Raw genomic sequence first — 22,780 nt, 5'->3', positions numbered from 1 at the left:
AGACAGGTCCAACAAGCAACATAGAGCGGTTGAATATTGCAAGACAGGGTCAACAAGCAACATAGAGCGTCCGAATATTGCAAGACAGGGGCGACTAGCAACATAGAGCCCGTGAATTTATCAAGACGGGTCCAACATGATAAATAGAACGCCCGAACTTATCAAGACTGGCACAACATGATAAATAGAGCCCGTGAATTTATCAAGACAGGTCCAACATGATAAATAGAGCCCGTGAATTTATCAAGACGAGTCCAACATGATAAATAGAGCGGTTGAATATTGCAAGACAGGTCCGACTAGCAACATAGAGCGACTGAATATTGCAAGACAGGCCCGACTAGCAACATAGAGCGGTTGAATGTTGCAAGACAGGGTCGACTAGCAACATAGAGCGACTGAATATTGCAAGACAGTGTCGACTAGCAACATAGAGCGTCCGAATATTGCAAGACAGGGGCGACTAGCAACATAGAGCGACTGAATATTGCAAGACAGGCCCGACTAGCAACATAGAACGTCTGAATATTGCAAGACGAGTCCAACATGATAAATAGAGCCCGTGAATTTATCAAGACTGGCACAACATGATAAATAGAGCGGTTGAATTTATCAAGACAGGCAAAACATGATAAATAGAGCCCGTGAATTTATCAAGACTGGCACAACATGATAGATAGAGCCCGTGAATTTATCAAGACAGGCAAAACATGATAAATAGAGCCCGTGAATTTATCAAGACTGGCCCAACATGATAAATAGAGCCCGTGAATTTATCAAGACAGGCACAACATGATAAATAGAACGCCCGAACTTATCAAGTCAATGTGAACTTGATAAATTCGGGCGTTATTCTCAATATAATATTAAGTTGTCATATAGTCGCCACCGTTAACATGGATGACTTGTCCTGTAACATAAGTGGAATCTTGAGATGCTAAATAAACATATGCCGGGGCATTCTCACTTGGTTGTCCTCGTCTACCAAGTGGTGTATCAGAACCAGCGTTTTCTACTTTGTCTTTATCAAATGTTGCTGGTATTAAAGGTGTGTATATTGGTCCAGGTGCTACTGCATTAACGCGAATACCTTTCTCTGCTAAAGATGAAGCGAGTGAACGTGTGAATGATACAATCGCACCTTTAGTAGCAGAATAATCTATTAAATGTGCTGAACCGCGATATGCAGTAACACTTGTAGTATTAATAATCGTATCTCCTTTATTTAAATGAGGTAATGCAGCTTGAGATAAATAGAACATTCCGAAAAAGTTCGTTTCAAACGTTTCTTGTAATTGTTCTTTCGTAATATCTTCAAAATGATCTTGTGGATATTGAATACCACCATTATTAACTAATATATTCAGTTGACCGAAATCTTCAATAACTTGGTCAACAAGTTCATTGGCATGTTTGTCTTTTTTTAAATCGTGTTTATATGCTTTTGCTTTAACTCCGATTTCTTCAAGTCTTGCTAAAGCGTATTTGGCATCTTTATCTTCGTCATAATAAGCAATCGCAACATTTGCACCTTCTTTAGCAAACAGAATTGCAGTTGCTTCACCAATTCCAGAATCTCCTCCTGTAATAAGTGCGACTTTGCCTTTTAATTTACCAGCAGCCTTATAATCTTCATCTTCAATAATAGGCTTTGGCTCCATTTCATGTTCTATACCAGGCTGCACGTCTTGAGTATAACCTTGTATTTCTTCATGCTTTTTGTCGAATTTATCCTTCATAAAAGTTACGCTCCTTCATTTGAAATCATATTAATAAATACCCAAATAAAGGAAATTGAAACAAATTACACTGCGTAAAAATTATTGAAATGTGCTTAAAATTGCATAAGTACTATCGATATGTGGCGTAGATAATTGATGCTTTTGACTGAGTTGATAAATATAACCTTGAATATATTGAGTCTCTAAAGGTCGGTTATTAATCATGTCATAATACATGCTTGTTCCCATGTCGTCTGGATACCCGTCATATATCTTCATGATGCTATTTTCTAAATCATCATTAAAATATACACCTTCAGCTTCAGCAACACGTTTGCCTTCTACTAATAAGTTGTAACACAATGTTTTGACTTCAATAGCATTCAATACTTTTGCTGGTTGTCTCGTTAATGCCGTTACTGTATTAATACCTAAATTAACGATCAATTTGTACCAAACCTGTTCGGCATAGTCTTCAAGACACTCAATATTAAGTAAACTTTGTTGAGTAGATTGTTGTAAATCAAGCGTGTAATCATTAATAGGAAGTTTTAAAGTCCAATCTCTAAAATGTGTAACGTGAGGACCATCTTTTTGACCACTTATATAAACAACTGCTTGATATTTATTAGGATGATCAATTTTTTCTAGCTGTCCATAGCCATTTTGAGTTAAAATAATAACGCTATTTGAATGTATGACATTGTTAAGGTAAGGGATGATTGAATCAAGTTGGGTCGTCTTGACAGCAATAAATAAGACATCTACTGTTTCATTTGCTTCTTGTAACGAATGAACCGTTAGCTCATGTTGCTCATTTTGGTTGTATTCTTGAAATTGGATGGTTGAATGAGACCTCCCAAACAGTGAAACTATATGACCAGATTGATTTAATGCGTATGCGATAGCAGTACCAACTGCACCAGGACCGATTATTCCAAACTTTTTCATTTATTATTTTCCTTTCAATGTTAATATATACATAATAACAAAAATGAGAAGGTGGTACGGGATGAAAACAATTAATCAATTGTTGGCCATGAAGGAACAAAAAGAAAAAATATCCATGATTACAGCGTATGATTATCCAAGTGCTAAACAGGCAGAACAAGCTGAAATAGACACAATACTTGTAGGCGACTCATTAGGAATGGTTGTTTTAGGATATGACAGTACAGTAGAAGTAACGATGGAAGATATGATTCATCATACTAAAGCAGTTAGAAGAGGTGCACCAGAAACTTATATCATTGTTGATGTGCCATTTGGTGCAGTGGGTATTGATCATTCAACTGATATGAAAAATGCCGTACGATTATATAAAGATACGAAAGCAAATGCAGTCAAAATTGAAGGACCACATGTGACATTAATTGAAGGATGTACTCAAATCGGTGTACCAGTCGTTTCACACTTAGGATTAACGCCTCAAAGTGTAGGTATAATGGGATATAAATTACAGGCTGGTTCAAGAGCAGAAGCAGAACAATTGATAGCAGATGCGAAAGCTGTAGAACAAGCTGGTGCGGTGATGCTCGTTTTAGAAGCTATTCCTAGCGATTTAGCAGAAGTCATTAGTGAACAATTAACAATTCCAGTAATCGGTATCGGTGCAGGTAAAGGAACAGACGGACAAGTATTGGTATATCATGATTTATTGAATTATGGCTCAGAACATATCGCGAAATTTGTTAAACAATATGGTGACTTTTCAAATGGTGTAGAAGCATTAAAATCATACAATCAAGAAGTGAAAAGTGGCGCATTCCCTTCAGAAGCGCACACATATAAGAAGAAAGTGATGGGAGAGACAGGTAAGTGACACAAGAAGTAACGTTTATTAAAGACATGGTAGGTATTACATCAAAATATATAACACAAGGTAAAACAATTGGATTAGTTCCAACAATGGGTGCGTTACATGATGGACATTTAAAAATGATGAAACAATCAATAGAAGAAAACGATGTAACAGTAGTAAGTATTTTTGTGAATCCATTACAATTTGGTCCTAACGAAGATTTTGATGACTATCCAAGACCATTTGAATCAGATTTAGAAAAGTTAAAACAAATCGGTGTAGACTATGTATTTCATCCTACAGTAGAAGAAATGTATCCTGGTGAATTAAGTATGACGATAACAGTAGGTCACTTAGCACAAGTATTAGAAGGCAAAAAACGACCAGGACACTTCGATGGTGTTGTAACGGTCGTTAATAAACTTTTCAATATTATACAACCAACCAATGCATATTTTGGGAAAAAAGATGCACAGCAACTAGCAATAATTGAGAAAATGGTAGAAGACTTTAATCATACAGTTAATATCGTGCCAATAGAAATCGTTAGAGAAGAAGACGGATTAGCCAAAAGCTCTAGAAATATTTATTTAACAGAAGCAGAAAGAAGAGAAGCGGTACACCTGTCTAAAAGCTTACAATTAGCAAAACAACGATATGACCAAGGTGAAAGAAAAAGTAATATCTTAATAGAAGAAATTACACAATACCTAGAGAACAACGTAAGCGGTGAAATCGTAGAAGTAGCGATATATAGTTATCCAGAATTAGAAGAACAACACACAATAAAAGGACAAATATTTATATCACTAGCCGTTAAATTTAGCCAAGCAAGACTTATCGATAACATTATTATTTAAGTTGTAGAAAATAGCACTCCCCGAACGTCGGATATTTGTAATCCAACGCTCGGGGAGTTTTTATATGGAGGGTAGATTAAGAAATGAGATATATTTTGTTGAGGTTACCTCAATTTTTGAAAAAATGAGGTAAGACGTAGATTAACTTAGAAGTTAATCTAAGAGATCGGCTAAGTTGTAGATTAAGTCGGCAGTTAATCTAAGAAGTCGACCAAATTGTAGATTAAGTCGGCAGTTAATCTAAGAGATCGACCAAGTTGTAGATTAATTCAGAAGTTAATCTAAGAGATCGGCTAAGTTGTAGATTAATTCGGGAGTTAATCTAAGAAATCGTCTAAGTTGTAGATTAATTCGGTAGTTAATCTAAGAGATCGGCTAAGTTGTAGATTAATTCGGAAGTTAATCAAAGAGATTGACCAAGTTGTAGATTAATTCGGGAGTTAATCTAAGAGATTGATTAAGTTGTAGATTAAGTCGGGAGTTAATCGTAGACAACATACAATTTCATATTCCCAAATTAAAATACCCTCTTAAAATGAATGTCACATTTTAAGAGGGCTCTTTATTTCAATTCTAATATACAATTTCTATCTCATTTTCGTTACAAAATTGTTGTATTTCTTGAGGAGGATTTTTGTCTGTGATGATTTTGTCTATATCTACCAAGTTACTATATGTTAATAAAGTTGATTGTCCCATTTTACTATAATCTGCTAGTACATATGTTTCTCTAGCTTTTTTTGTAATATGTTGTTTGATTAGATTTTCTTCCATTTCAGAGTTGGACAGTCCGTTCTGTATGTTGACGCCTGTAGCTGCCATAAAGCATTTTGTTATATTGAACTTTGTTAACAATAAATTAGAGTCAATTCCTATAAATGATCTTGTACGTGGTTTGTACTTTTCTCCTATTATAAATAGAGTGACATTCTTAAATTGAGAGGCTTTATTCATAATGTCCAAGCTATTTGTAATAATTGTGAATGATAGGTTTTTGTCGACGTATTCTAATATATGGATTGTTGTCGTACCGGTATCTATATAGATGATATCGTTCGCTTCAATTTGTTGTGCGGCTATTTTTCCAATATATTTTTTAGCTTGATAATTTTCGACGTTTCTTTCTTGGTAGTCGACTGCTTTATATTGGTCTTCAACGACTTCAATGCCACCATAAACCTTTTTTACGATATTCATCTCTGCTAATAGATTTACATCTCGCCTTATTGTATTTACAGACACATTGAAGATTTCCTTCAATTCATCTATTGAAGCTGTTTTGTTCTTTTTTATGAAAGATTCGATTTCATAAATGCGTTTAGATTTCATTAGTGATTCCCCCATTTCTTACAATATACCCAAAAATTATAGATTTAACAACTATAAAAAATTATAAGTTACTCAAAAGTTGACATATTATTCAGTATATTATAATATTGTCTCAACAAGTAACCAATAGTTAATCAATATATGCTCAAATTTTTTAAATATTGATGTAAGCGGTTACTTTAAAAATAATAACTGGAGGATTTTAAAATGGCAGAAATCTTAAAGAATTATATTAACGGTGAATGGAAAGCGTCAAAAAGTAAGGAAACAATAGATGTTATAAATCCAGCTACAAAAGAAATTATTGCTAAAGTTCCGGTTTCAACTAGAGAAGAATTAGATGAAGCAGCTCAACTTGCACAAGAAGCTTTTCAAGAGTGGAAAGAAGTAGCTGTACCTAAACGTGCGAGATTATTATTTAAACTTCAACAATTATTATTAGACAATAAAGATGAATTAGCTGAAATTATTACGAAAGAAAATGGTAAGAATACGAATGAAGCGTTAGGCGAAGTACAAAGAGGAATTGAAAATGTTGAATTCGCTTCAGGTACGCCTTCGTTGATGATGGGTGATTCATTATCAAGTATTGCAACAAATATAGAAGGTACAAGTTATAAATATCCAGTAGGTGTTGTAGGTGGTATTACGCCATTTAACTTCCCAATGATGGTGCCATGTTGGATGTTCCCAATGGCTATTTCAGTAGGTAATACTTTTATCATTAAACCATCTGAAAAGACACCATTATTAGTAAATAAACTTGCAGAGTTAGTTGAAGAAGCAGGTTTCCCTAAAGGTGTATTCAATGTTGTACACGGAGCACATGATGTAGTAAATGGAATTTGTGAAAATGAACATATTAAAGCTGTTTCATTTGTAGGTTCTAAACCAGTCGGCGAATATGTTTACAAAAAAGCTACTGAAAACTTAAAACGTGCACAATGTTTAACAGGTGCTAAAAACCATACGATCATTTTAAATGATGCAAACATTGATGGAGCTGTTAAAGATGTAATCGGTGCAGCATTTGGTTCTGCAGGTGAGCGTTGTATGGCAGCAGCAGTCGTAGCTGTACAAGAAGGCGTTTATGATGAATTTAAAGAAAAGCTTGTACAAGCATCTAAAGATATCGTAATCGGTAACGGTTTAGAAGATAACGTATTTTTAGGGCCAGTTATTAGAGAAGAGAATGTAGAGCGTACATTAAATTATGTAGATCAAGGTGTAGCTGAAGGTGCAAAACTTGTACTAGATGGTAGAGAAGATAATAACAAAGAGGGTTACTTTGTTAAACCGACAATTTTTGAAGATGTTACAACTGATATGAAATTGTGGCAAGATGAAATATTTGCTCCAGTTTTATCTATTGTAAAAGTTAAAGATTTAAAAGAAGGAATTAAATTAGCGAATCAATCAGAATTTGCAAATGGTGCGTGTTTATTTACAGATAGTGCATCATCAATTAGATACTTCAGAGAAAATATCGATGCAGGTATGTTAGGTATTAACTTAGGTGTACCAGCACCAATGGCGATCTTCCCATTCTCAGGTTGGAAATCTTCATTCTATGGTTCATTACACGCTAACGGTAAAGATAGCATTGAATTCTATACACACCGTAAAGTCGTAACTGCTCGTCATGGTAACCCACAATTTTAAGGAGTGAATATAGAGATGGCTCGATTATTAAATAAACCTGTACATCATCCATTAAGTGATGATGTACAAGTGATACATGATTTACAACCAAATGACATTCATTTAGATTATATAGGATTTAAAGTTCTAGACATTAAATCACAAGGAATTTATGAGGAATCTACAGGTGATTTTGAACTTTGTATTGTAGCTTTAACAGGAAATATTGATGTCTCAGATGGAGATGACACTTATTCAGATTTAGGAACAAGAGATTCTGTATTTGAAAAAATCCCGACTGATAGCATTTATATTTCTAAAAATCATAATGTAAAAATAAAGGCTAATAAAGATTCTAGAGTTGTATTTTGTTATTCACCAGCAGATGGAGAAAGAGCAACACAACTTGTTCCAGCATCAGAAAATACAGTAGAAGATAGAGGTAAGTATTCAAACAAAAGACATGTACACAATATACTGCCTGATACACATACTGCTAGTGAAAAGTTATTAGTCGTAGAAGTGTATACAGATCAAGGTAATTGGTCTAGTTATCCACCTCATAAACATGATGTAGATAATTTACCGAATGAATCTTTGCTTGAAGAGACTTACTATCATGAAATGAACCCTAATAAAGGATTTGTCTTTCAACGTGTATTTACAGATGATCTTTCATTAGATGAAACGATGACAGTAGAGCATGGAGATGTTGTTGTTGTACCTGAAGGCTATCATCCAGTAGCCGTTCCAGATGGTTATGATGGATATTATTTAAATGTTATGGCAGGGCCAAAGAAAGTTTGGAAATTCTATAATCAACCAGATCACGAATGGATTATTGATAGAGAATAAGGAGTGCACAAAAAATGACAAAGAAAAAACAAATAATAGCAATTGGTCGTGCTGCTATCGATTTAAATGCTAATGAAATTAATAGACCTATGGAAGAGACATCTACTTTTACTAAATATGTAGGTGGTTCACCAGCAAATATTATGATTGGTACTGCTAAATTGGGATTGGACGTTGGCATGATTGCTAACGTTTCAAATGATCAACATGGCAGATTTATTACGAATTATTTTGAAAAAGTAGGCGTAGATACATCACAAATTCATGTAGATGAAAATGGTCATAAAATAGGTCTTACTTTTACAGAAATTAAAAGTCCTAAAGAATCAAGCATATTAATGTATAGAGAAGAAGTAGCAGATTTATATCTAGCGCCTGAACATGTAGATGAATCATATATCAAAAATTCAGAATATTTACTTATTTCTGGCACAGCGTTAGCTAAATCTCCTTCAAGAGAAGCGGTATTAAAAGCACTACAATTAGCAAAAAAGCATGATGTAAAAGTGATTTTTGAACTAGATTATCGACCATATAGTTGGGCTAGTGAAGAAGAAACTTCTATTTATAGTGAATTAGTAGCAAAACAAGCTGATGTAGTAATAGGTACGAGAGATGAGTTTGACATGGTAGAACGTTACAAACCATTAACTGATAAAGAGATAAGCGAATTACTATTTGAAGCGACACCGAATTTAGTTGTCATTAAACATGGCGTGCAAGGTTCAAATGCCTTTGATAAAGATGGAAACACATATGAGGGTAAAGCATTTAAAGCAAATGTTGTGAAGACTTTTGGAGCAGGTGATTCGTACGCAGCTGCCTTTATTTATGCACTTGTACAAGGTAAATCGGTTGAAGAAGCATTGAAATATGGTGCGGCATCAGCTGCCATAGTTGTTAGTAGTCATAGTTCATCAGAAGCAATGCCTACTGTAGAAAAGATAGAAAACTTAATTCAAGAACAATCTTAAGGTGGTATTAAACATGGTCAATACAGTGAAATTAACAACTGGAGAAGCAATCGTTAAATTTTTAACTAAGCAATATATTTCCATTGATGGCGAAGAAACTAAGTTTGTTGAAGGTGTTATGAACATTTTCGGCCATGGAAACGTACTTGGTATTGGTGAAGGCTTATCAAATTATCAAGATGACTTGAAAATTATTCAAGGAAAAAATGAACAAGGTATGGCACACACTGCAATTGGTTTTAGTAAACAAAGTTTAAGAAAGAAAATATTCGCAGTAACTACTTCAGTAGGACCCGGTTCAGCAAACTTAGTAACAGCTGCTGGAACTGCTGCTGCAAACCATATACCAGTATTATTTTTACCAGGTGATACATTTGCAACACGTCAACCAGACCCAGTATTACAACAAATCGAGAATCCACAAAGCATTGGCATCACGACTAATGATGCATTAAAACCAGTATCTAGATATTTTGATCGAATTACGAGACCTGAGCAAATAATGTCGGCGCTTATACGTGCATTTGAAGTGATGACAAATCCACAAACTGCTGGACCTGTAACGATAGCGTTAAGTCAAGATGTTCAAGGAGAAGCATTTGATTTTCCTGAATCGTTCTTTGAAAAGCGAGTACATTACGTTGATAGATTAGAGCCATCAGAACGTGCAATTAAGGCTGCTATTGAAACATTGAAACAAGCTAAGCAACCTCTGTTAATTGTTGGAGGAGGCGCTAAATATTCTGAAGTCCAAGAAATCATTAAAAAGCTAATGGACGAAACAAATATCCCTATGGCGGAAACGCAAGCTGGTAAATCAACAATTGAAGCATCTCATCCATTAAATCTTGGCGGATTAGGCGTAACAGGAAATTTAGCAGCTAACGTTTATGCAAAAGATGCAGATGTGATCATAGGTATTGGTACAAGATACTCAGACTTTACAACGAGTTCTAAGACAGTCATCAATTTTGATAAAGCTAAAGTTATCAATATTAATGTTAACAGAGTAGATGCATATAAATTAGATGCTGTGCAAGTTGTCGGCGATGCTAAAGTATCCGTTAAACAAATAGCAGATAATCTAGAAGGTCATCAATTTAATACGCTTGAAGTTGTTAAGCGTGTAAAACAACAATGGGACGAAGAAAGAACGAGATTATCTCAAATTGATATTCATAAAGATAACTTTGAAGCAGAAATTGCAGGTCATTTTGATCCAAAAAAATTGAATCAGTATACAACTTCACTTAATACAGAATTACCTCAAACGAACGCTTTAATCAAAGTGAATGAAACAATAGATAAAGATGCAATAATTGTTGCAGCTGCTGGTTCATTGCCAGGAGATTTAGAACGATTATGGGATACCGATGTATTCAATACTTACAACATGGAATATGGTTATTCAACAATGGGATACGAAATCGGAGCAGCTGTTGGCGCTAAAATTGCCAATCCTGATCGAGAAGTCTATGCATTAGTTGGTGATGGTAGTTTCCTAATGTTACACACTGAACTAGTAACGGCATTGCAATATAACTACAAAATTAACATCGTTCTTTTTGATAATAGTGGTTTTGGTTGTATTAATAATTTACAGATGGGTAATGGAAGCGCTAGTTTCTGTACAGAGTTTAATGATTATAACGGTAATGTGATGAATATTGATTATAAGAAAATAGCTGAAGGTTATGGAGCTGTTTCATATAGTGTAAACAATCTTGAATCACTTGAAGCAGCGATTAGCCAAGCTAAAAAAGAAACTAAATCTACATTAATAGAAATTAAAACATTACCTAAAACAATGACAGATGGATACGAATCATTTTGGAATGTAGGCGTATCAGAACATAGTGACAAGCCATCTATTCAAGAAGCATTTAAAGAAAAGACATTATCAATGAAGACTGCAAAACATTACTAAATTGGAGGAAAGAACGATGACAAAAATAAAAATCGGTCAAGTTGGATTAGGAAGACTTGGTCAAGTGCATGCTGAGAATATTGTGAATCACGTTAAAGATGCAGAGTTATACGCTGTAGCAAGTGTTGTTGAACAAGAGTTAGCATATGCAAGAGATACATTAGGCGTAGAAAATTGTTACACATCTTATACAGAAATGATTGAAAATGACGCGTTGGATGCGGTTGTTATCGTTTCACCTAGTGGATTTCATGCTGTTCAAATCACACAAGCTTTAGATAAAGGTTTGCATGTGTTCTCTGAAAAACCAATTGGACTTGAACTAGAAAACATTAAACAAGTTGTTGAAAAAATAGATAACAATAAAGATAAAGTATTCCAATTAGGATTTATGCGTAGATTTGATGATTCATATCAATTTGCGAAAGATGCAGTCGATAATGGAGATTTAGGAAAAATTACAGCTATGCGTTGCTACGGAATTGACCCAAGTGCTGGGTTGGATAGTTTTATCCAATTCGCTAAGAACAGTGCAAGTGGCGGAATATTTTTAGATATGTCGATTCATGATATTGATCTCGTTCGCTGGTTTACAGGTTCGGAATTTAAGACGGTATATTCCCTAGGAAATAATATAGCAGCACCTGAACTTTCAGAATGTGAAGAACTTGAAACCGGTGCATGTTTAGCGGAGTTAGAAGACGGTACAATTGCTTATTTATTAGCAGGAAGAAACGCACAACATGGTTATCATGTTGAAACAGAAATCATTGGTACTGAAGGTATGATCAGAATTGGTAATGCACCAGAGAAGAACTTAGTCACTGTATATGACAAGAACGGTGTCGTAAGGCCAACTTCAGGTCATTTTCCAGAACGCTTTAAATTCGCATTTATTAATGAATTAAATGCTTTTGTAGAATCCATTAAAAAGAAAGAACCTTCTTCAATTACTGGAACAGATGGTTTAAAAAGTACTGAAGTAGCAATAGCAATGCAAGAATCTTTCGAAAACAAGAATATCATTACTTTATGAGGTGAGTTAAATGACTAAAGATATACGTTTTGCATGTGCACCGATTGCATGGACAAATGATGACATGCCCGAATTAGGTTATGAGAATTCTTTTGAACAATGCATTAGTGAAATGGCACTTTCAGGATATGAAGGTACTGAAATTGGTAATAAATATCCGAAAGATCCAGAAGTATTAAAATCTTTTCTAGAACCAAGAGGATTATCAGTAGCAAGTGCTTGGCTCAGTTTATATTTAACGTCAGAGCCTTATGAAGTAACTGAAGCTGCATTTATTAAACATAGAGATTTCTTGAGTGCTTTAGGTGCTAAAGTAATCGTTGTTTCTGAACAAGGTAACAGCATTCAAGGAGATTTAACGAAAGCACTATTTAAAGAAAAACCTGTATTCACTGAAAAAGAATGGCAATTATTAGTGGATGGATTAGAGAAATTAGGAAAGTTAGCTCACGAGAAAGATATGGAAATTGTATACCATCATCATATGGGTACAGGTGTACAAACAACTCATGAAATAGATGAATTAATGAAAAAAACAAGTAAAGATAACGTTTCTCTCTTATATGATACAGGACATCTTGTACTATCTGGAGAAGATCCAATAGATATATTCAATAGGCATAAAGATAGAATAAAGCATATACATTTTAAAGATGTTAGACAAAAGGTTAAAGAAGTTGTAGATAAAGACTGTAAATGCTTCTTAGATGGTGTGAAAGATGGCATGTTTACAGTGCCAGGTGATGGCGTAATAGACTTCAAACCGATATTAGATTTAATTTATCAATCAGATTATAAAGGATGGATTGTAGTAGAAGCTGAACAAGATCCAGCAGTTGCCAACCCGTTTATTTATGCTAAAAAAGCAAAAGAATATATTGAACAATATCAATAAAAATAATCATGAAATTGAGAGTGATTTAAACACCTAAGGGGAGAGGGTTATCATGAGTTTATTTGCAGCATTTTCATTTGTATTAGTCGTATTTGCAGTAGGGGTATATGCATTTTTAAGAAGTAGAAAAATAGACACTCAAAATTCTGAAGGTTATTTCATGGGTGGTAGAAGTTTAACTGGCTTTACTATCGCGTCAACCATCATTATGACAAACCTTTCTACAGAACAAATAGTAGGTCAAAATGGTCAAAGTTTCATGGCTGGAATGGAAGTAATGGCGTGGGAAGTAACTGCTGCTATTGCAATTGTCATATTGGCACTCGTATTCTTACCTAGATACTTTAGATATGGTGTAGATACGATATCTGATTTCATTGAAATGAGATTTGATACATTTACGAAACGACTCGTATCATTACTTTTCATATTTACATATGTTGTGTCTTTCTTGCCAGTTGTACTTTATTCAGGTGCACTCGTATTTAATAAAATTTTCAATATAAGTGATATGTTAGAAATTAGTGATATGACAGCTGTGATTCTTATATCAACAGGGATAGGTATAGTGGGTATTATTTACTTATTTATTGGTGGACTATCATTAAGTGCGCACAGTGATTCGATATATGGAATTGGTTTAATTATTGGAGGTCTTGCCATCCCAATTCTTGGTTTAATCATGTTTGGAGATGGAAGTTTCTTAAAAGGCTTCGACAAAGTTATACAGAATACACCAGAGAAATTAAACTCAATAGGTGCAATTGATTCAGATATCGTACCTTGGCCAACATTATTCTTCGGTATGTTCTTTAACAACTTATTCTTCTGGTGTACAAACCAGATGATTGTACAAAAAGCACTAGCTGGTAAGAACTTAAAAGAAGCTCAAAAAGGTGCAATGTTTGTCGGTGTATTTAAAATATTTGGTGCATTATTCTTAGTGTTCCCAGGTGTTCTAGCATTTAATATGTTAGGTGACAAAGTTTCGAATCCTGATAATGCATATCCAATGTTAGTTAATGAAGTCTTACCTGGATGGGCTTATGGATTATTCGGTGCTGTTATATTTGGTGCCATACTAAGTTCATTTGTTGGATCGTTAAATAGTACAGCGACATTGTTCTCGTTAGACTTTTACAAATCAATTATGAACAAAGAAGCAAGCAACAAACAAGTTTCTAGAGTTGGGAGATTAGTAACAGTAGTTGTCGGAGTGATTGTAGTTATCATTGCACCAATGATTTCATTGTTCCCACAAGGTTTATACGCAGTGGTACAAGAGTTTAATGGTGTGTATAATATGCCACTTTTAGTACTCGTACTTGTTGGATTCTTTGTTAAACGTACATCACAACTTGGTGGTAAAGTGATGTTTATTTTACACATCGTATTGTATGCGCTTTCAAAAGTAGTATTAACAGAAATTCATTATTTATATGTATTAAGTGTATTATTCTTCATCGATTTACTAGTAGTCATGTTATTCAATAAATGGAAACCATCTGATGAGTTTGATTTCAGTGTTAATTACGCAAAAGTAGATATAACGCCTTGGAAATATAGATATCTAGTAGGCGGTATTATCATATTTGTAGTGATAGGCACTTACATTTTATTCTCACCACTTGGATTAGCATAGGAGGAAAAGTTTATGACACTTACATTTGGCGTAATTGGTGCAGGACGTATTGGCCAATTACATATCAATTATTTAAGAACGCATAAAGACGTTAGAATTAAATGGATTTCAGATATATATTGCGACAAAATGGTGGATTGGATTAAAAAAGCAGGTATAGAAAATAAAACGAAAAACCATATGGATATTATTAATGATCCAGAAGTAGATGTTATTGTCATATGTTCTCCAACAGATACACATGTAGATATTATTAAAGCAGCATGTGCTAAAGGCAAACACATATTCTGTGAGAAACCAATTAGTTTATCTATAGATGAAGCTAAAGAAGCACTAGAAGCGGTTCAACAATCTAATGTTAAATTACAAATGGGTTTCAATAGAAGATTTGATAAAAACTTCAAAGAACTTCAAACAATTTTAAATAAAGGTGAGCTTGGAAATATCCAAACGTTACGTATTACTTCGAGAGACCCTGAGCCACCACCGATAGAATATATTAAACGTTCTGGCGGATTATTTATGGATATGATGATTCATGACTTTGATATGGCGAGATATTTAATGCAGTCTGAAATAACTGAAGTTTATGCGACAGGTGGAGCACTCGTCAATCCGGAAATAGCTAGATATGACGATATCGATACAGCGCTCGTTACACTTAAATTTGAAAATGGTTCAATGGCTGTAATTGAAAACTGTAGAAGAAGTGTATATGGATACGATCAACGTGTAGAAGTATTAGGTGATAACGGTGCAATAGATATAGGCAATGAGCAAACTACAACTTTAAATTATCACCGTGCAGATGGTATATCTAAAAATAACCCACCGTACTTCTTCTTAGAAAGATATAGTGAAGCTTACAAAATAGAAATCGATGGATTTATAGAAGCTATCTTAAATGATACAGATGTATTATGTTCAATAGAAGATGGTTATAAAGCACAAGAAATCGCAATGAAATGTAAAGAATCATTATTAGCAAATGCACCTCAATCATTATTAACCGGTCAATCAAAAACATTATAATCATAAGGAAGGTGGAACGTTAAATAATGAATACATTTATACGAAAAGCTAAAGAATCACATTATGCCATTCCTCAAATTAATGTTAATGGGTTAATATGGATAGAATGTATTTTAAAAGCTGCAGAGAAAACACGTTCCCCAATTATTTTAGGAACGACAGATAAAGTTATTGAGTTTCTTGGTGGATATGATTTTATATGTAAGACAATTAACAACAAAATAGAGTCAATGGATATAACAGTACCGGTTATTATACATCTTGATCATGGATTGAGTATAGAAGGTTGTAAACAAGCAGTAGATGCTGGTTACGACTCGGTTATGTTTGACGGTTCTAAATTACCAATCGAAGAAAATATAGCAAAGACTAAAGAAATAGTAGACTATGCGCATAAACATAACGTCATAGTTGAAGGTGAAGTCGGTGCAATCGGAGGTAATGAAGATGGCGTAATCGGTAATGTTCAATATGCACGATTAGAAGACTGTATAAGACTTGCGAAAGAAGCCAATCTAGACACACTCGCACCGGCATTAGGATCCGTACATGGTAAATACCAAGGCGAACCAAACTTAGGATTTAAAGAAATGGAAGAAATACAAGAAGCCATCGATATCCCTTTAGTATTACATGGCGCATCAGGAATATCAGACGAAGACCTAGTAAAAGCAATTAAATTAGGACACGCAAAAATAAACTTTAATACCGAAATCAATATCGCATGGAGTAATCAACTTAGACAAACACTAACAGAAGATCAAAATATTTTTAACCCCCAACAAATTTTGAATCCAAGTAAAAAAGTTATGCAAGACACTGTAGAATCAATCATTCATAAATGTTTGTCTAACAATAGAGCATAGAAATACAATTAACACATACCCTATATAAAAACACGAACGTCAGAATAACCAACTGACAACGTTAGAAAAGACTACATCGTATCTCGGACGATGTAGTCTTTTTGTTGAAATATGTTGGGATTGAGGCAGTTAATCAAAGAGATCGGCTAAGTTGTAGATTAATTCGGCAGTTAATCTAAGAGATTGGCTAAGTTGTAGATTAAGCCGGAAGTTAATCGAAGAGATTGACTGAGTTGTAGATTAAGTCTGAAGTTAATCTAAGAGATCGACTAAGTTGTAGATTAATTCGGTAGTTAATCTAAGAGATCGACCAAGTTGTAGATTAATTCGGTAGTTAATCTAAGAGTCCGGCTAAGTTGTAGATTAACTCATAAGTTAATCGAAGAGATTGGCTAAGTTGTAGATTAATTCGGCAGTTAATCTAAGACATTCTCAAGATCAACACTACACAATGAAAGGCTGGGACAAATTAATTTGTCCCAGCCTCAAATCATTATATTAGTAGTGGATGACGGGAATGAAATGTACTAAATAAGCACATTTCAATCCCAACCGTCCTATTCTATACGTTTCTCAATTCTACATGCTCACTTAGTTCTCTTGCTTTGGCATCTTTTATTTCTATGCCTTGTGCTTCTAGTTGTGCGATTGTTTCGGAAAATTGTGGTAAATATGCTTTATGTGCGATGAGTAATTCGTTCATTACTTGTTTGGCTGTTTCACCACTTTGTATTAATGGATTTATGATAAAGGCTTGTAATAATAAGCCATAGTCTCCGGTTACTGCTGCTTCTTCTACACATAGTTCCATATTTTTCATGACTTGTAACCATCCTCGTTCTGCTGGGTGTAATGAGCCGAATGCGATTGGTTGTGCGCCTGTTGCATTGATATATGCTGATACTTCAACTACATCTTCTGGTGCTAAGTCTGGTACTGCGCCATTATTAACTGTAGAGACAACGACGTGTGTATTTTTATTTGATGCGATTGAAGCAATCGTCTCACAAGCTACGTCTGAATAGTGTGTCCCGCCTCGTTTGCTTAATTGTTCTGGTTTATGGTCTAGATGTTCATCTTTATACAGTTCAAATAATTCTTTCTCAGTTTGTCTAACTTGTTCTGCACGTGTACCGATTTGTGGATCATGATATTCTTTAAGCGCATGTTCTAACATTTCTTCTGCTCGGTAATAATATCTATGATAGCCACATGGAATTAAATTCATTTGTTGCAATTGTTCTTCAAAAAATGATACATCAAAAATATTAGAAGGTAATGACGATGCATCTTCTACGAGCTTTTTATTCAATTGTTCTGTTACATCGTTACCTTGAGCGTCTTTTACCCGATGCCAATGAAAATGATTTAAACCTGCGAAGTGATGCGTAAGTTCTCCTTCTTTAACATTCATCATTTCAGGTTCATTAATTAAACTATTAACCGGTACGTTACATAAGCCGAGTACTTTGTCCCATTTCCCATATCGTACAATTGCATCTGTCACCATACCACTAGGGTTTGTAAAATTGATTAACCAAGCGTTTGGACATAGTTCTTTCATATCCTCAACGATATTTAATAAGACAGGAATCGTTCTTAGCGCTTTAAAAATACCACCCGGTCCATTTGTTTCTTGACCTAAGAATCCGTGAGATAACGGAATACGTTCATCTTTAATTCGAGCATCTAATAATCCTACTCTAAATTGTGTCGTTACAAAATCTGCATCTTTTAATGCTTCTCTTCTATCCAAAGATAAATGTATCGTTACATCGTAAGGAGAAGCGTCCCACATTCTTTGTGCCATCTTACCGACAGTTTCTAATTTTTCTCGACCTTCAGGAATATCAACTAACCAAATTTCACTTAATGGTAAAGACTCGTAACGTTTAATAAAACCTTCCATCAATTCAGGTGTATAACTACTACCGCCACCGATTGTTACAATTTTAATACCTTTTTCCATTTAAAATACCCCCTATTGATTTCTTTCTTATACACGTTAAGTATAGAATAGAAGTAACGATTAAAGAGGCGAATGTGCTATTATCAAATGAAATTTACAAATTTCCTTCTAAAAAGATAAATGTTTGTAATTAATTTTTACAAAGGGGAGTTCTAAACATGTTATTAACCGAAAGAATGAAAGAAGATATCTTTTCCGAAGCAGAACAAAGCATCATTAATTATTTGTTTGAAGAACGAGAAAAAGTAAAAACTAAAACATTAGAACATATATCTAAAGTAACGTATACACATCCTTCCACAGTGATTAGAATAGCGAAGAAATTAGGTTATGATGGATGGTTAGAATTAAAAGAACATTTCTTAGAAGAAGTAGAATATTTAAATCGGCATTACGAATCAATCGATGCGAATTTCCCGTTTGATGCAGCTGATAATAATATGTCCATCAGTCATAAATTAGCATTGTTAAACCAAACGACGATTAATGACACACTACATTTAATTAATAATCAAGCATTAGATTTAGCAGTAGATTATTTAGTAAAAGCAGATACAATCAAAATATTTGGACTCTACCATAATTTAATGATTTGTGAAGAGTTCGAAATGAAGATGAATCAAATAGGCAAAACTGTTAAACTATGCACATTAGAACCACATTTTGAAATAGAAAAATCTACAAAAGACACATGCGCAATATTTATCTCTTATAGTGGAGAGAATCAAAGCATATTAAAACTATTGCCAATGTTAAAGAAGAAAAAAGTTCCAATAATCGGATTAACAAGTATAGGAGAGAACACAGTAAGTAAATATGCAGACAGTACTTTGCGCATATCAACACGAGAAAAGCTTTATTCAAAAATCAGCAACTTCTCAACAAGAGATTCAATAGGATTTCTAATGGATATACTTTACGCATGTGTATATGGACAGGATTATGAACAACATACAAACTACAAGATCAATATTGCCAAGAACTTTGATCATCGCGTTACACATAATAAAATGATTCAAGAAAATCAGTAAATGAATATTGTATTAACTGGAAATTATAGAGATAATAAGTAGTGAATGATTACGTCTACATATGAAATGTGCGAATTCCTGTAATGTATTTTATAATATAAATTGATATAGATAGATAATGAGCTTGTTTAGAAAGGAATTTTAAAATGTTTAACAATAAAAGTAACTTTAAAATAAAAAAAGCAATTATACCAGCAGCGGGTTTAGGGACGAGATTTTTACCTGCTACGAAAGCGATGCCTAAAGAGATGTTACCAATATTAGATAAACCTACAATTCAATATATTGTAGAAGAAGCGGCACGTGCTGGAATTGAAGATATTATCATCGTAACGGGTAAACATAAACGTGCGATTGAAGATCACTTTGATATTCAAAAAGAACTAGAAACAACTTTATTTGAAAAAGGTAAATTAGAGTTACTTGATAGAGTACAATACTCTACCGATTTAGCGAATATTTTCTATGTGAGACAAAAGGAACAAAAGGGATTAGGTCATGCAATTCATACAGCTAAACAATTTATCGGTAATGAACCATTTGCCGTGCTACTAGGTGATGATATTGTAGAGTCTGATAATCCTGCGATTAAACAATTAATGGATCAATACGAAGAAACAGGCAAATCAGTTATTGGTGTTCAAACTGTACCTGAATCAGAAACACATCGTTACGGTATAATCGAACCGAAATCTCAAGATGAACGCTTATATGAAGTAGAAAGGTTTGTAGAAAAGCCTGAGCAAGGAACAGCACCATCTAACCTTGCAATAATGGGTAGATATGTACTTTCACCTAAAATCTTCGATTATTTAGAAACACAAACTGAAGGCAATGGTGGAGAAATTCAATTAACAGATGCTATAGAACGTTTAAACAAAGACGATAAAGTTTATGCGTATGACTTTGAAGGTCAGCGCTATGATGTTGGTGAAAAAATAGGATTTGTGAAGACAACGATAGAATTTGCTTTAAAAGATGAAGAAATGAGTAATGAAATTAAACGATATATTCAATCATTAGACATTTAGGTAAAGGGGATAGAACTTTGAAAGCACAATGGGAAGAGAAAATTTCCGAAAGCTTAGTGGAACACTTTTATAAACTTCAATCAGATGAAGAAATTGAAGAAGGTTTTTCAGATGTATTATCCTTTGGAACTGCAGGCATAAGAAGCAAGTTTGGCATTGGACCCGGTCGTTTAAATAAATTTACTATACAAAAGGTTGCATTAGGATTAGCCAAATATTTAAAAATCAAAACAGAACAACCTAAAGTAGTCATTCACTTTGATACGAGACATTTATCTAAAGAATTTGCGATTGAAATAGCAAAAGTATTAGGCACAAATGGCGTTCATGTTATATTGCCAGAAACATATAAATCAACACCAGAATTATCATTTGCAGTCAGATATTTAAACACAACAGCAGGCATTATGATTACAGCAAGTCATAATCCTAAAAATTATAATGGCATCAAAGTTTATGGATCAGATGGTGGACAATTATTAACAGAACCATCGCAAGAACTGAGTCATTATATAGATAAAGTAAAAGATCCTTTAAATATTAAGACAACAGACTTAAAAGCATTACAAGAAGAACAAGTCGTGATGCCATTAAATGAAGCAACAACAATAGCATATAAAGCAGCGATTAAAGAATTAGTCGGTGACTTTTCAACAACATCAACAAAGACTGTTCTAACAAGCTTGCACGGTACAAGTTTACCTTTATTATCCGAAATATTAAATGATTTATCATACACTAATTATATCGTAGAACAAGCACAATCAGCGCCAAGCGGAGACTTCCCAACAGTGAAAATCGCGAACCCAGAAGCGGAAGATACATTTGAATTAGGAAAAGCATTAGCAGAACGTGAAGACGCTCAGTTGATAATCGCAACAGATCCAGATGCAGATAGAATAGGGATTGTAGAAAGATACGAAGATGGCACAACGAAATATTTCAATGGAAATGAAATAGGCTTGTTGCTTATGAAATTAAGAAACGAAGAATTATCAGATGATAAACAGAAATACATCATCAAATCAGTCGTAACAAGTGCATTAAGTGAGAAGTTAGCGAAATCATTAGACATAGGCGTTATAAACGTCCTAACAGGCTTTAAATACATATCAGAACAGTTGATGAACTTAGAAAATAATCCCTCACAACTTGTCCTAGCATATGAAGAAAGCCACGGATATATTGTAGATGATATCTCAAGAGATAAAGATGCAATACAAGTAGCAGCATTACTCATAAAGTATAAAGAACAACTCGCACAAGAAGGTAATACATTTAAAGATATATTAGAAAATATATATCAAGAACACGGACAATATAAAGACAAGACACTATCACCAACATTTGAAGGCGCAGCAGGAAGAACAAAGATCAATCAAATCATGAGCAACTTCAAACAATTAAATACAATAGAACTATCAAACTTGACACCATTGATTATAGAGAACTATGTAACACAAGAATCATATAGTGTAAGAAGCGGTAATAAAGAAACTATCCACTTACCACAAACAGATCTTATTAAATTTATCTTTAAAGAAGGATTTATAGCAGTAAGACCATCAGGAACAGAACCTAAAATGAAGCTGTATTTTTCATTAGATGTAGATGACTTAGGAGAAGTAATAGATGAGTTTAAAAAGAAGTATGAGTTGGGGTAGAAGAGGATAGCGTTTAAATAAAATTTAAAACAAATGAAATAAGCTAACTGTATTTAGGGATTTATATACAGTTAGCTTATTTTTTTATAGGGTGATGATACGCTTCGGTATCATTAAACTTGATAAATGAGTCGAGAATTTTGATTATCTAATGTTTAAATTCAATTTATATTTTTTAAATATAAGAAATAAAAAGAGTTTTTCTTAATAATAAATCAACTTAAAAAAGAAATTTAGCAAAAGCCTTATTGAGTGTTCTACTCAATAAGGCTTTTTTATATGTGTTTGATGTAAATTAATGTAATTTTTAATGTACAAAGTAACTTAATGATGAATTATTAAACTTATAACCATATTTAAATGAATATTAGAATAATTTTATTTAAAAGAAGGTTGAAATTTAATATAATAAATATAAATAAAGCTCAGTTTAATAGTGTGTCAGTATAAAAAATATTTCTAGAATATTTATAAACACAATTGTAAATACAAATAATTGTTGTATA

The 22,780-nt window shown here is 33.7% G+C and carries 18 protein-coding genes; 14 read left to right on the top strand and 4 right to left on the bottom strand.

The window, feature by feature from the left end; translation table 11 throughout:
• Positions 1-866: 866 nt before the first annotated feature.
• Positions 867-1,739 carry an SDR family oxidoreductase gene (locus LQ608_RS10185; RefSeq protein WP_239751737.1) on the bottom strand — a complete coding sequence of 291 codons (873 nt, stop codon included), beginning with the start codon at positions 1,737-1,739 and terminating at the stop codon, positions 867-869.
• Between the two features lie 81 nt (positions 1,740-1,820).
• Entirely contained in the window at positions 1,821-2,672 is an 852-nt protein-coding gene (locus tag LQ608_RS10180; RefSeq protein ID WP_239751736.1) for an oxidoreductase, read from the bottom strand.
• Between the two features lie 61 nt (positions 2,673-2,733).
• Here LQ608_RS10180 and panB point away from each other — a divergent pair, with 61 nt between their 5' ends.
• Positions 2,734-3,543 (top strand): 3-methyl-2-oxobutanoate hydroxymethyltransferase, encoded by an 810-nt coding sequence (panB, locus tag LQ608_RS10175; protein WP_208144153.1) that lies wholly within the window; start codon positions 2,734-2,736, stop codon positions 3,541-3,543.
• Entirely contained in the window at positions 3,540-4,382 is an 843-nt protein-coding gene (gene panC, locus LQ608_RS10170) for a pantoate--beta-alanine ligase (RefSeq protein ID WP_239751735.1), read from the top strand. The genes panB and panC overlap by 4 nt, the downstream gene beginning before the upstream one ends.
• 573 nt (positions 4,383-4,955) lie before the next feature.
• On the opposite strand, the gene LQ608_RS10165 is transcribed toward panC, so the two are convergent.
• Positions 4,956-5,711 (bottom strand): DeoR/GlpR family DNA-binding transcription regulator, encoded by a 756-nt coding sequence (locus LQ608_RS10165; RefSeq protein WP_239751733.1) that lies wholly within the window; start codon positions 5,709-5,711, stop codon positions 4,956-4,958.
• A 207-nt stretch (positions 5,712-5,918) separates the two neighbouring features.
• Between LQ608_RS10165 and LQ608_RS10160 the strand changes: the two genes are divergently transcribed.
• Genes LQ608_RS10160 through fba form a run of 9 tightly spaced genes read left to right on the top strand, consistent with a single transcriptional unit; the run spans position 5,919 to position 16,579 of the window.
• A complete protein-coding gene (locus LQ608_RS10160; RefSeq protein ID WP_078357945.1) occupies positions 5,919-7,373 on the top strand; it encodes a CoA-acylating methylmalonate-semialdehyde dehydrogenase in 1,455 nt (484 codons plus the stop codon).
• Between the two features lie 15 nt (positions 7,374-7,388).
• Complete coding sequence (gene iolB, locus LQ608_RS10155; protein ID WP_239751732.1) at positions 7,389-8,207, top strand: 5-deoxy-glucuronate isomerase; 819 nt, start codon at positions 7,389-7,391, stop codon at positions 8,205-8,207.
• Between the two features lie 14 nt (positions 8,208-8,221).
• Positions 8,222-9,181, top strand: coding sequence for a 5-dehydro-2-deoxygluconokinase (gene iolC / locus LQ608_RS10150; RefSeq protein ID WP_239751731.1), 960 nt, complete (start codon positions 8,222-8,224; stop codon positions 9,179-9,181).
• Positions 9,182-9,194: 13 nt separating this feature from the next.
• Positions 9,195-11,108: a 3D-(3,5/4)-trihydroxycyclohexane-1,2-dione acylhydrolase (decyclizing) gene (gene iolD / locus LQ608_RS10145; RefSeq protein ID WP_239751730.1), complete on the top strand. Its 1,914-nt coding sequence runs from the start codon at positions 9,195-9,197 to the stop codon at positions 11,106-11,108.
• Positions 11,109-11,124: 16 nt separating this feature from the next.
• Positions 11,125-12,144, top strand: coding sequence for a Gfo/Idh/MocA family oxidoreductase (locus LQ608_RS10140; protein ID WP_078357949.1), 1,020 nt, complete (start codon positions 11,125-11,127; stop codon positions 12,142-12,144).
• Between the two features lie 10 nt (positions 12,145-12,154).
• Complete coding sequence (gene iolE / locus LQ608_RS10135; protein ID WP_239751729.1) at positions 12,155-13,039, top strand: myo-inosose-2 dehydratase; 885 nt, start codon at positions 12,155-12,157, stop codon at positions 13,037-13,039.
• A gap of 52 nt (positions 13,040-13,091) precedes the next feature.
• Complete coding sequence (locus tag LQ608_RS10130) at positions 13,092-14,681, top strand: solute:sodium symporter family transporter (RefSeq protein ID WP_239751728.1); 1,590 nt, start codon at positions 13,092-13,094, stop codon at positions 14,679-14,681.
• Positions 14,682-14,693: 12 nt separating this feature from the next.
• Positions 14,694-15,713 (top strand): inositol 2-dehydrogenase, encoded by a 1,020-nt coding sequence (iolG, locus tag LQ608_RS10125; protein ID WP_239751727.1) that lies wholly within the window; start codon positions 14,694-14,696, stop codon positions 15,711-15,713.
• Positions 15,714-15,739: 26 nt separating this feature from the next.
• Complete coding sequence (gene fba / locus LQ608_RS10120; protein ID WP_239751726.1) at positions 15,740-16,579, top strand: class II fructose-1,6-bisphosphate aldolase; 840 nt, start codon at positions 15,740-15,742, stop codon at positions 16,577-16,579.
• 562 nt (positions 16,580-17,141) lie between these two features.
• Here the strand turns inward: fba and LQ608_RS10115 are convergent.
• On the bottom strand, positions 17,142-18,548 hold the full coding sequence (locus LQ608_RS10115) for a 6-phospho-beta-glucosidase (protein ID WP_239751725.1): 1,407 nt from the start codon (positions 18,546-18,548) through the stop codon (positions 17,142-17,144).
• 158 nt (positions 18,549-18,706) lie between these two features.
• Here LQ608_RS10115 and LQ608_RS10110 point away from each other — a divergent pair, with 158 nt between their 5' ends.
• From LQ608_RS10110 to LQ608_RS10100, 3 genes are all read left to right on the top strand, one after another.
• Complete coding sequence (locus tag LQ608_RS10110) at positions 18,707-19,579, top strand: MurR/RpiR family transcriptional regulator (RefSeq protein WP_239751723.1); 873 nt, start codon at positions 18,707-18,709, stop codon at positions 19,577-19,579.
• A 146-nt stretch (positions 19,580-19,725) separates the two neighbouring features.
• Complete coding sequence (gene galU, locus LQ608_RS10105) at positions 19,726-20,610, top strand: UTP--glucose-1-phosphate uridylyltransferase GalU (RefSeq protein WP_107509225.1); 885 nt, start codon at positions 19,726-19,728, stop codon at positions 20,608-20,610.
• Positions 20,611-20,627: 17 nt separating this feature from the next.
• Positions 20,628-22,274 (top strand): phospho-sugar mutase, encoded by a 1,647-nt coding sequence (locus LQ608_RS10100; protein WP_239751722.1) that lies wholly within the window; start codon positions 20,628-20,630, stop codon positions 22,272-22,274.
• Positions 22,275-22,780 lie beyond the last annotated feature (506 nt).

The sequence above is a fragment of the Mammaliicoccus sp. H-M34 genome, from assembly GCF_022386495.1.
Lineage (GTDB): Bacteria > Bacillota > Bacilli > Staphylococcales > Staphylococcaceae > Mammaliicoccus > Mammaliicoccus fleurettii.
The sequence above is the reverse complement of the archived record's forward strand: the minus strand, read 5'-3'. Positions and strand labels throughout refer to the sequence as shown.

Coding starts and splice junctions, on each gene's coding strand:
- LQ608_RS10185 (WP_239751737.1), bottom strand. CDS start 1,739: ATGAAGGATAAATTCGACAAAAAGCATGAAGAAATACAAGGTTATACT.
- LQ608_RS10180 (WP_239751736.1), bottom strand. CDS start 2,672: ATGAAAAAGTTTGGAATAATCGGTCCTGGTGCAGTTGGTACTGCTATC.
- panB (WP_208144153.1), top strand. CDS start 2,734: ATGAAAACAATTAATCAATTGTTGGCCATGAAGGAACAAAAAGAAAAA.
- LQ608_RS10165 (WP_239751733.1), bottom strand. CDS start 5,711: ATGAAATCTAAACGCATTTATGAAATCGAATCTTTCATAAAAAAGAAC.
- LQ608_RS10160 (WP_078357945.1), top strand. CDS start 5,919: ATGGCAGAAATCTTAAAGAATTATATTAACGGTGAATGGAAAGCGTCA.
- iolB (WP_239751732.1), top strand. CDS start 7,389: ATGGCTCGATTATTAAATAAACCTGTACATCATCCATTAAGTGATGAT.
- iolC (WP_239751731.1), top strand. CDS start 8,222: ATGACAAAGAAAAAACAAATAATAGCAATTGGTCGTGCTGCTATCGAT.
- iolD (WP_239751730.1), top strand. CDS start 9,195: ATGGTCAATACAGTGAAATTAACAACTGGAGAAGCAATCGTTAAATTT.
- LQ608_RS10140 (WP_078357949.1), top strand. CDS start 11,125: ATGACAAAAATAAAAATCGGTCAAGTTGGATTAGGAAGACTTGGTCAA.
- iolE (WP_239751729.1), top strand. CDS start 12,155: ATGACTAAAGATATACGTTTTGCATGTGCACCGATTGCATGGACAAAT.
- LQ608_RS10130 (WP_239751728.1), top strand. CDS start 13,092: ATGAGTTTATTTGCAGCATTTTCATTTGTATTAGTCGTATTTGCAGTA.
- iolG (WP_239751727.1), top strand. CDS start 14,694: ATGACACTTACATTTGGCGTAATTGGTGCAGGACGTATTGGCCAATTA.
- fba (WP_239751726.1), top strand. CDS start 15,740: ATGAATACATTTATACGAAAAGCTAAAGAATCACATTATGCCATTCCT.
- LQ608_RS10115 (WP_239751725.1), bottom strand. CDS start 18,548: ATGGAAAAAGGTATTAAAATTGTAACAATCGGTGGCGGTAGTAGTTAT.
- LQ608_RS10110 (WP_239751723.1), top strand. CDS start 18,707: ATGTTATTAACCGAAAGAATGAAAGAAGATATCTTTTCCGAAGCAGAA.
- galU (WP_107509225.1), top strand. CDS start 19,726: ATGTTTAACAATAAAAGTAACTTTAAAATAAAAAAAGCAATTATACCA.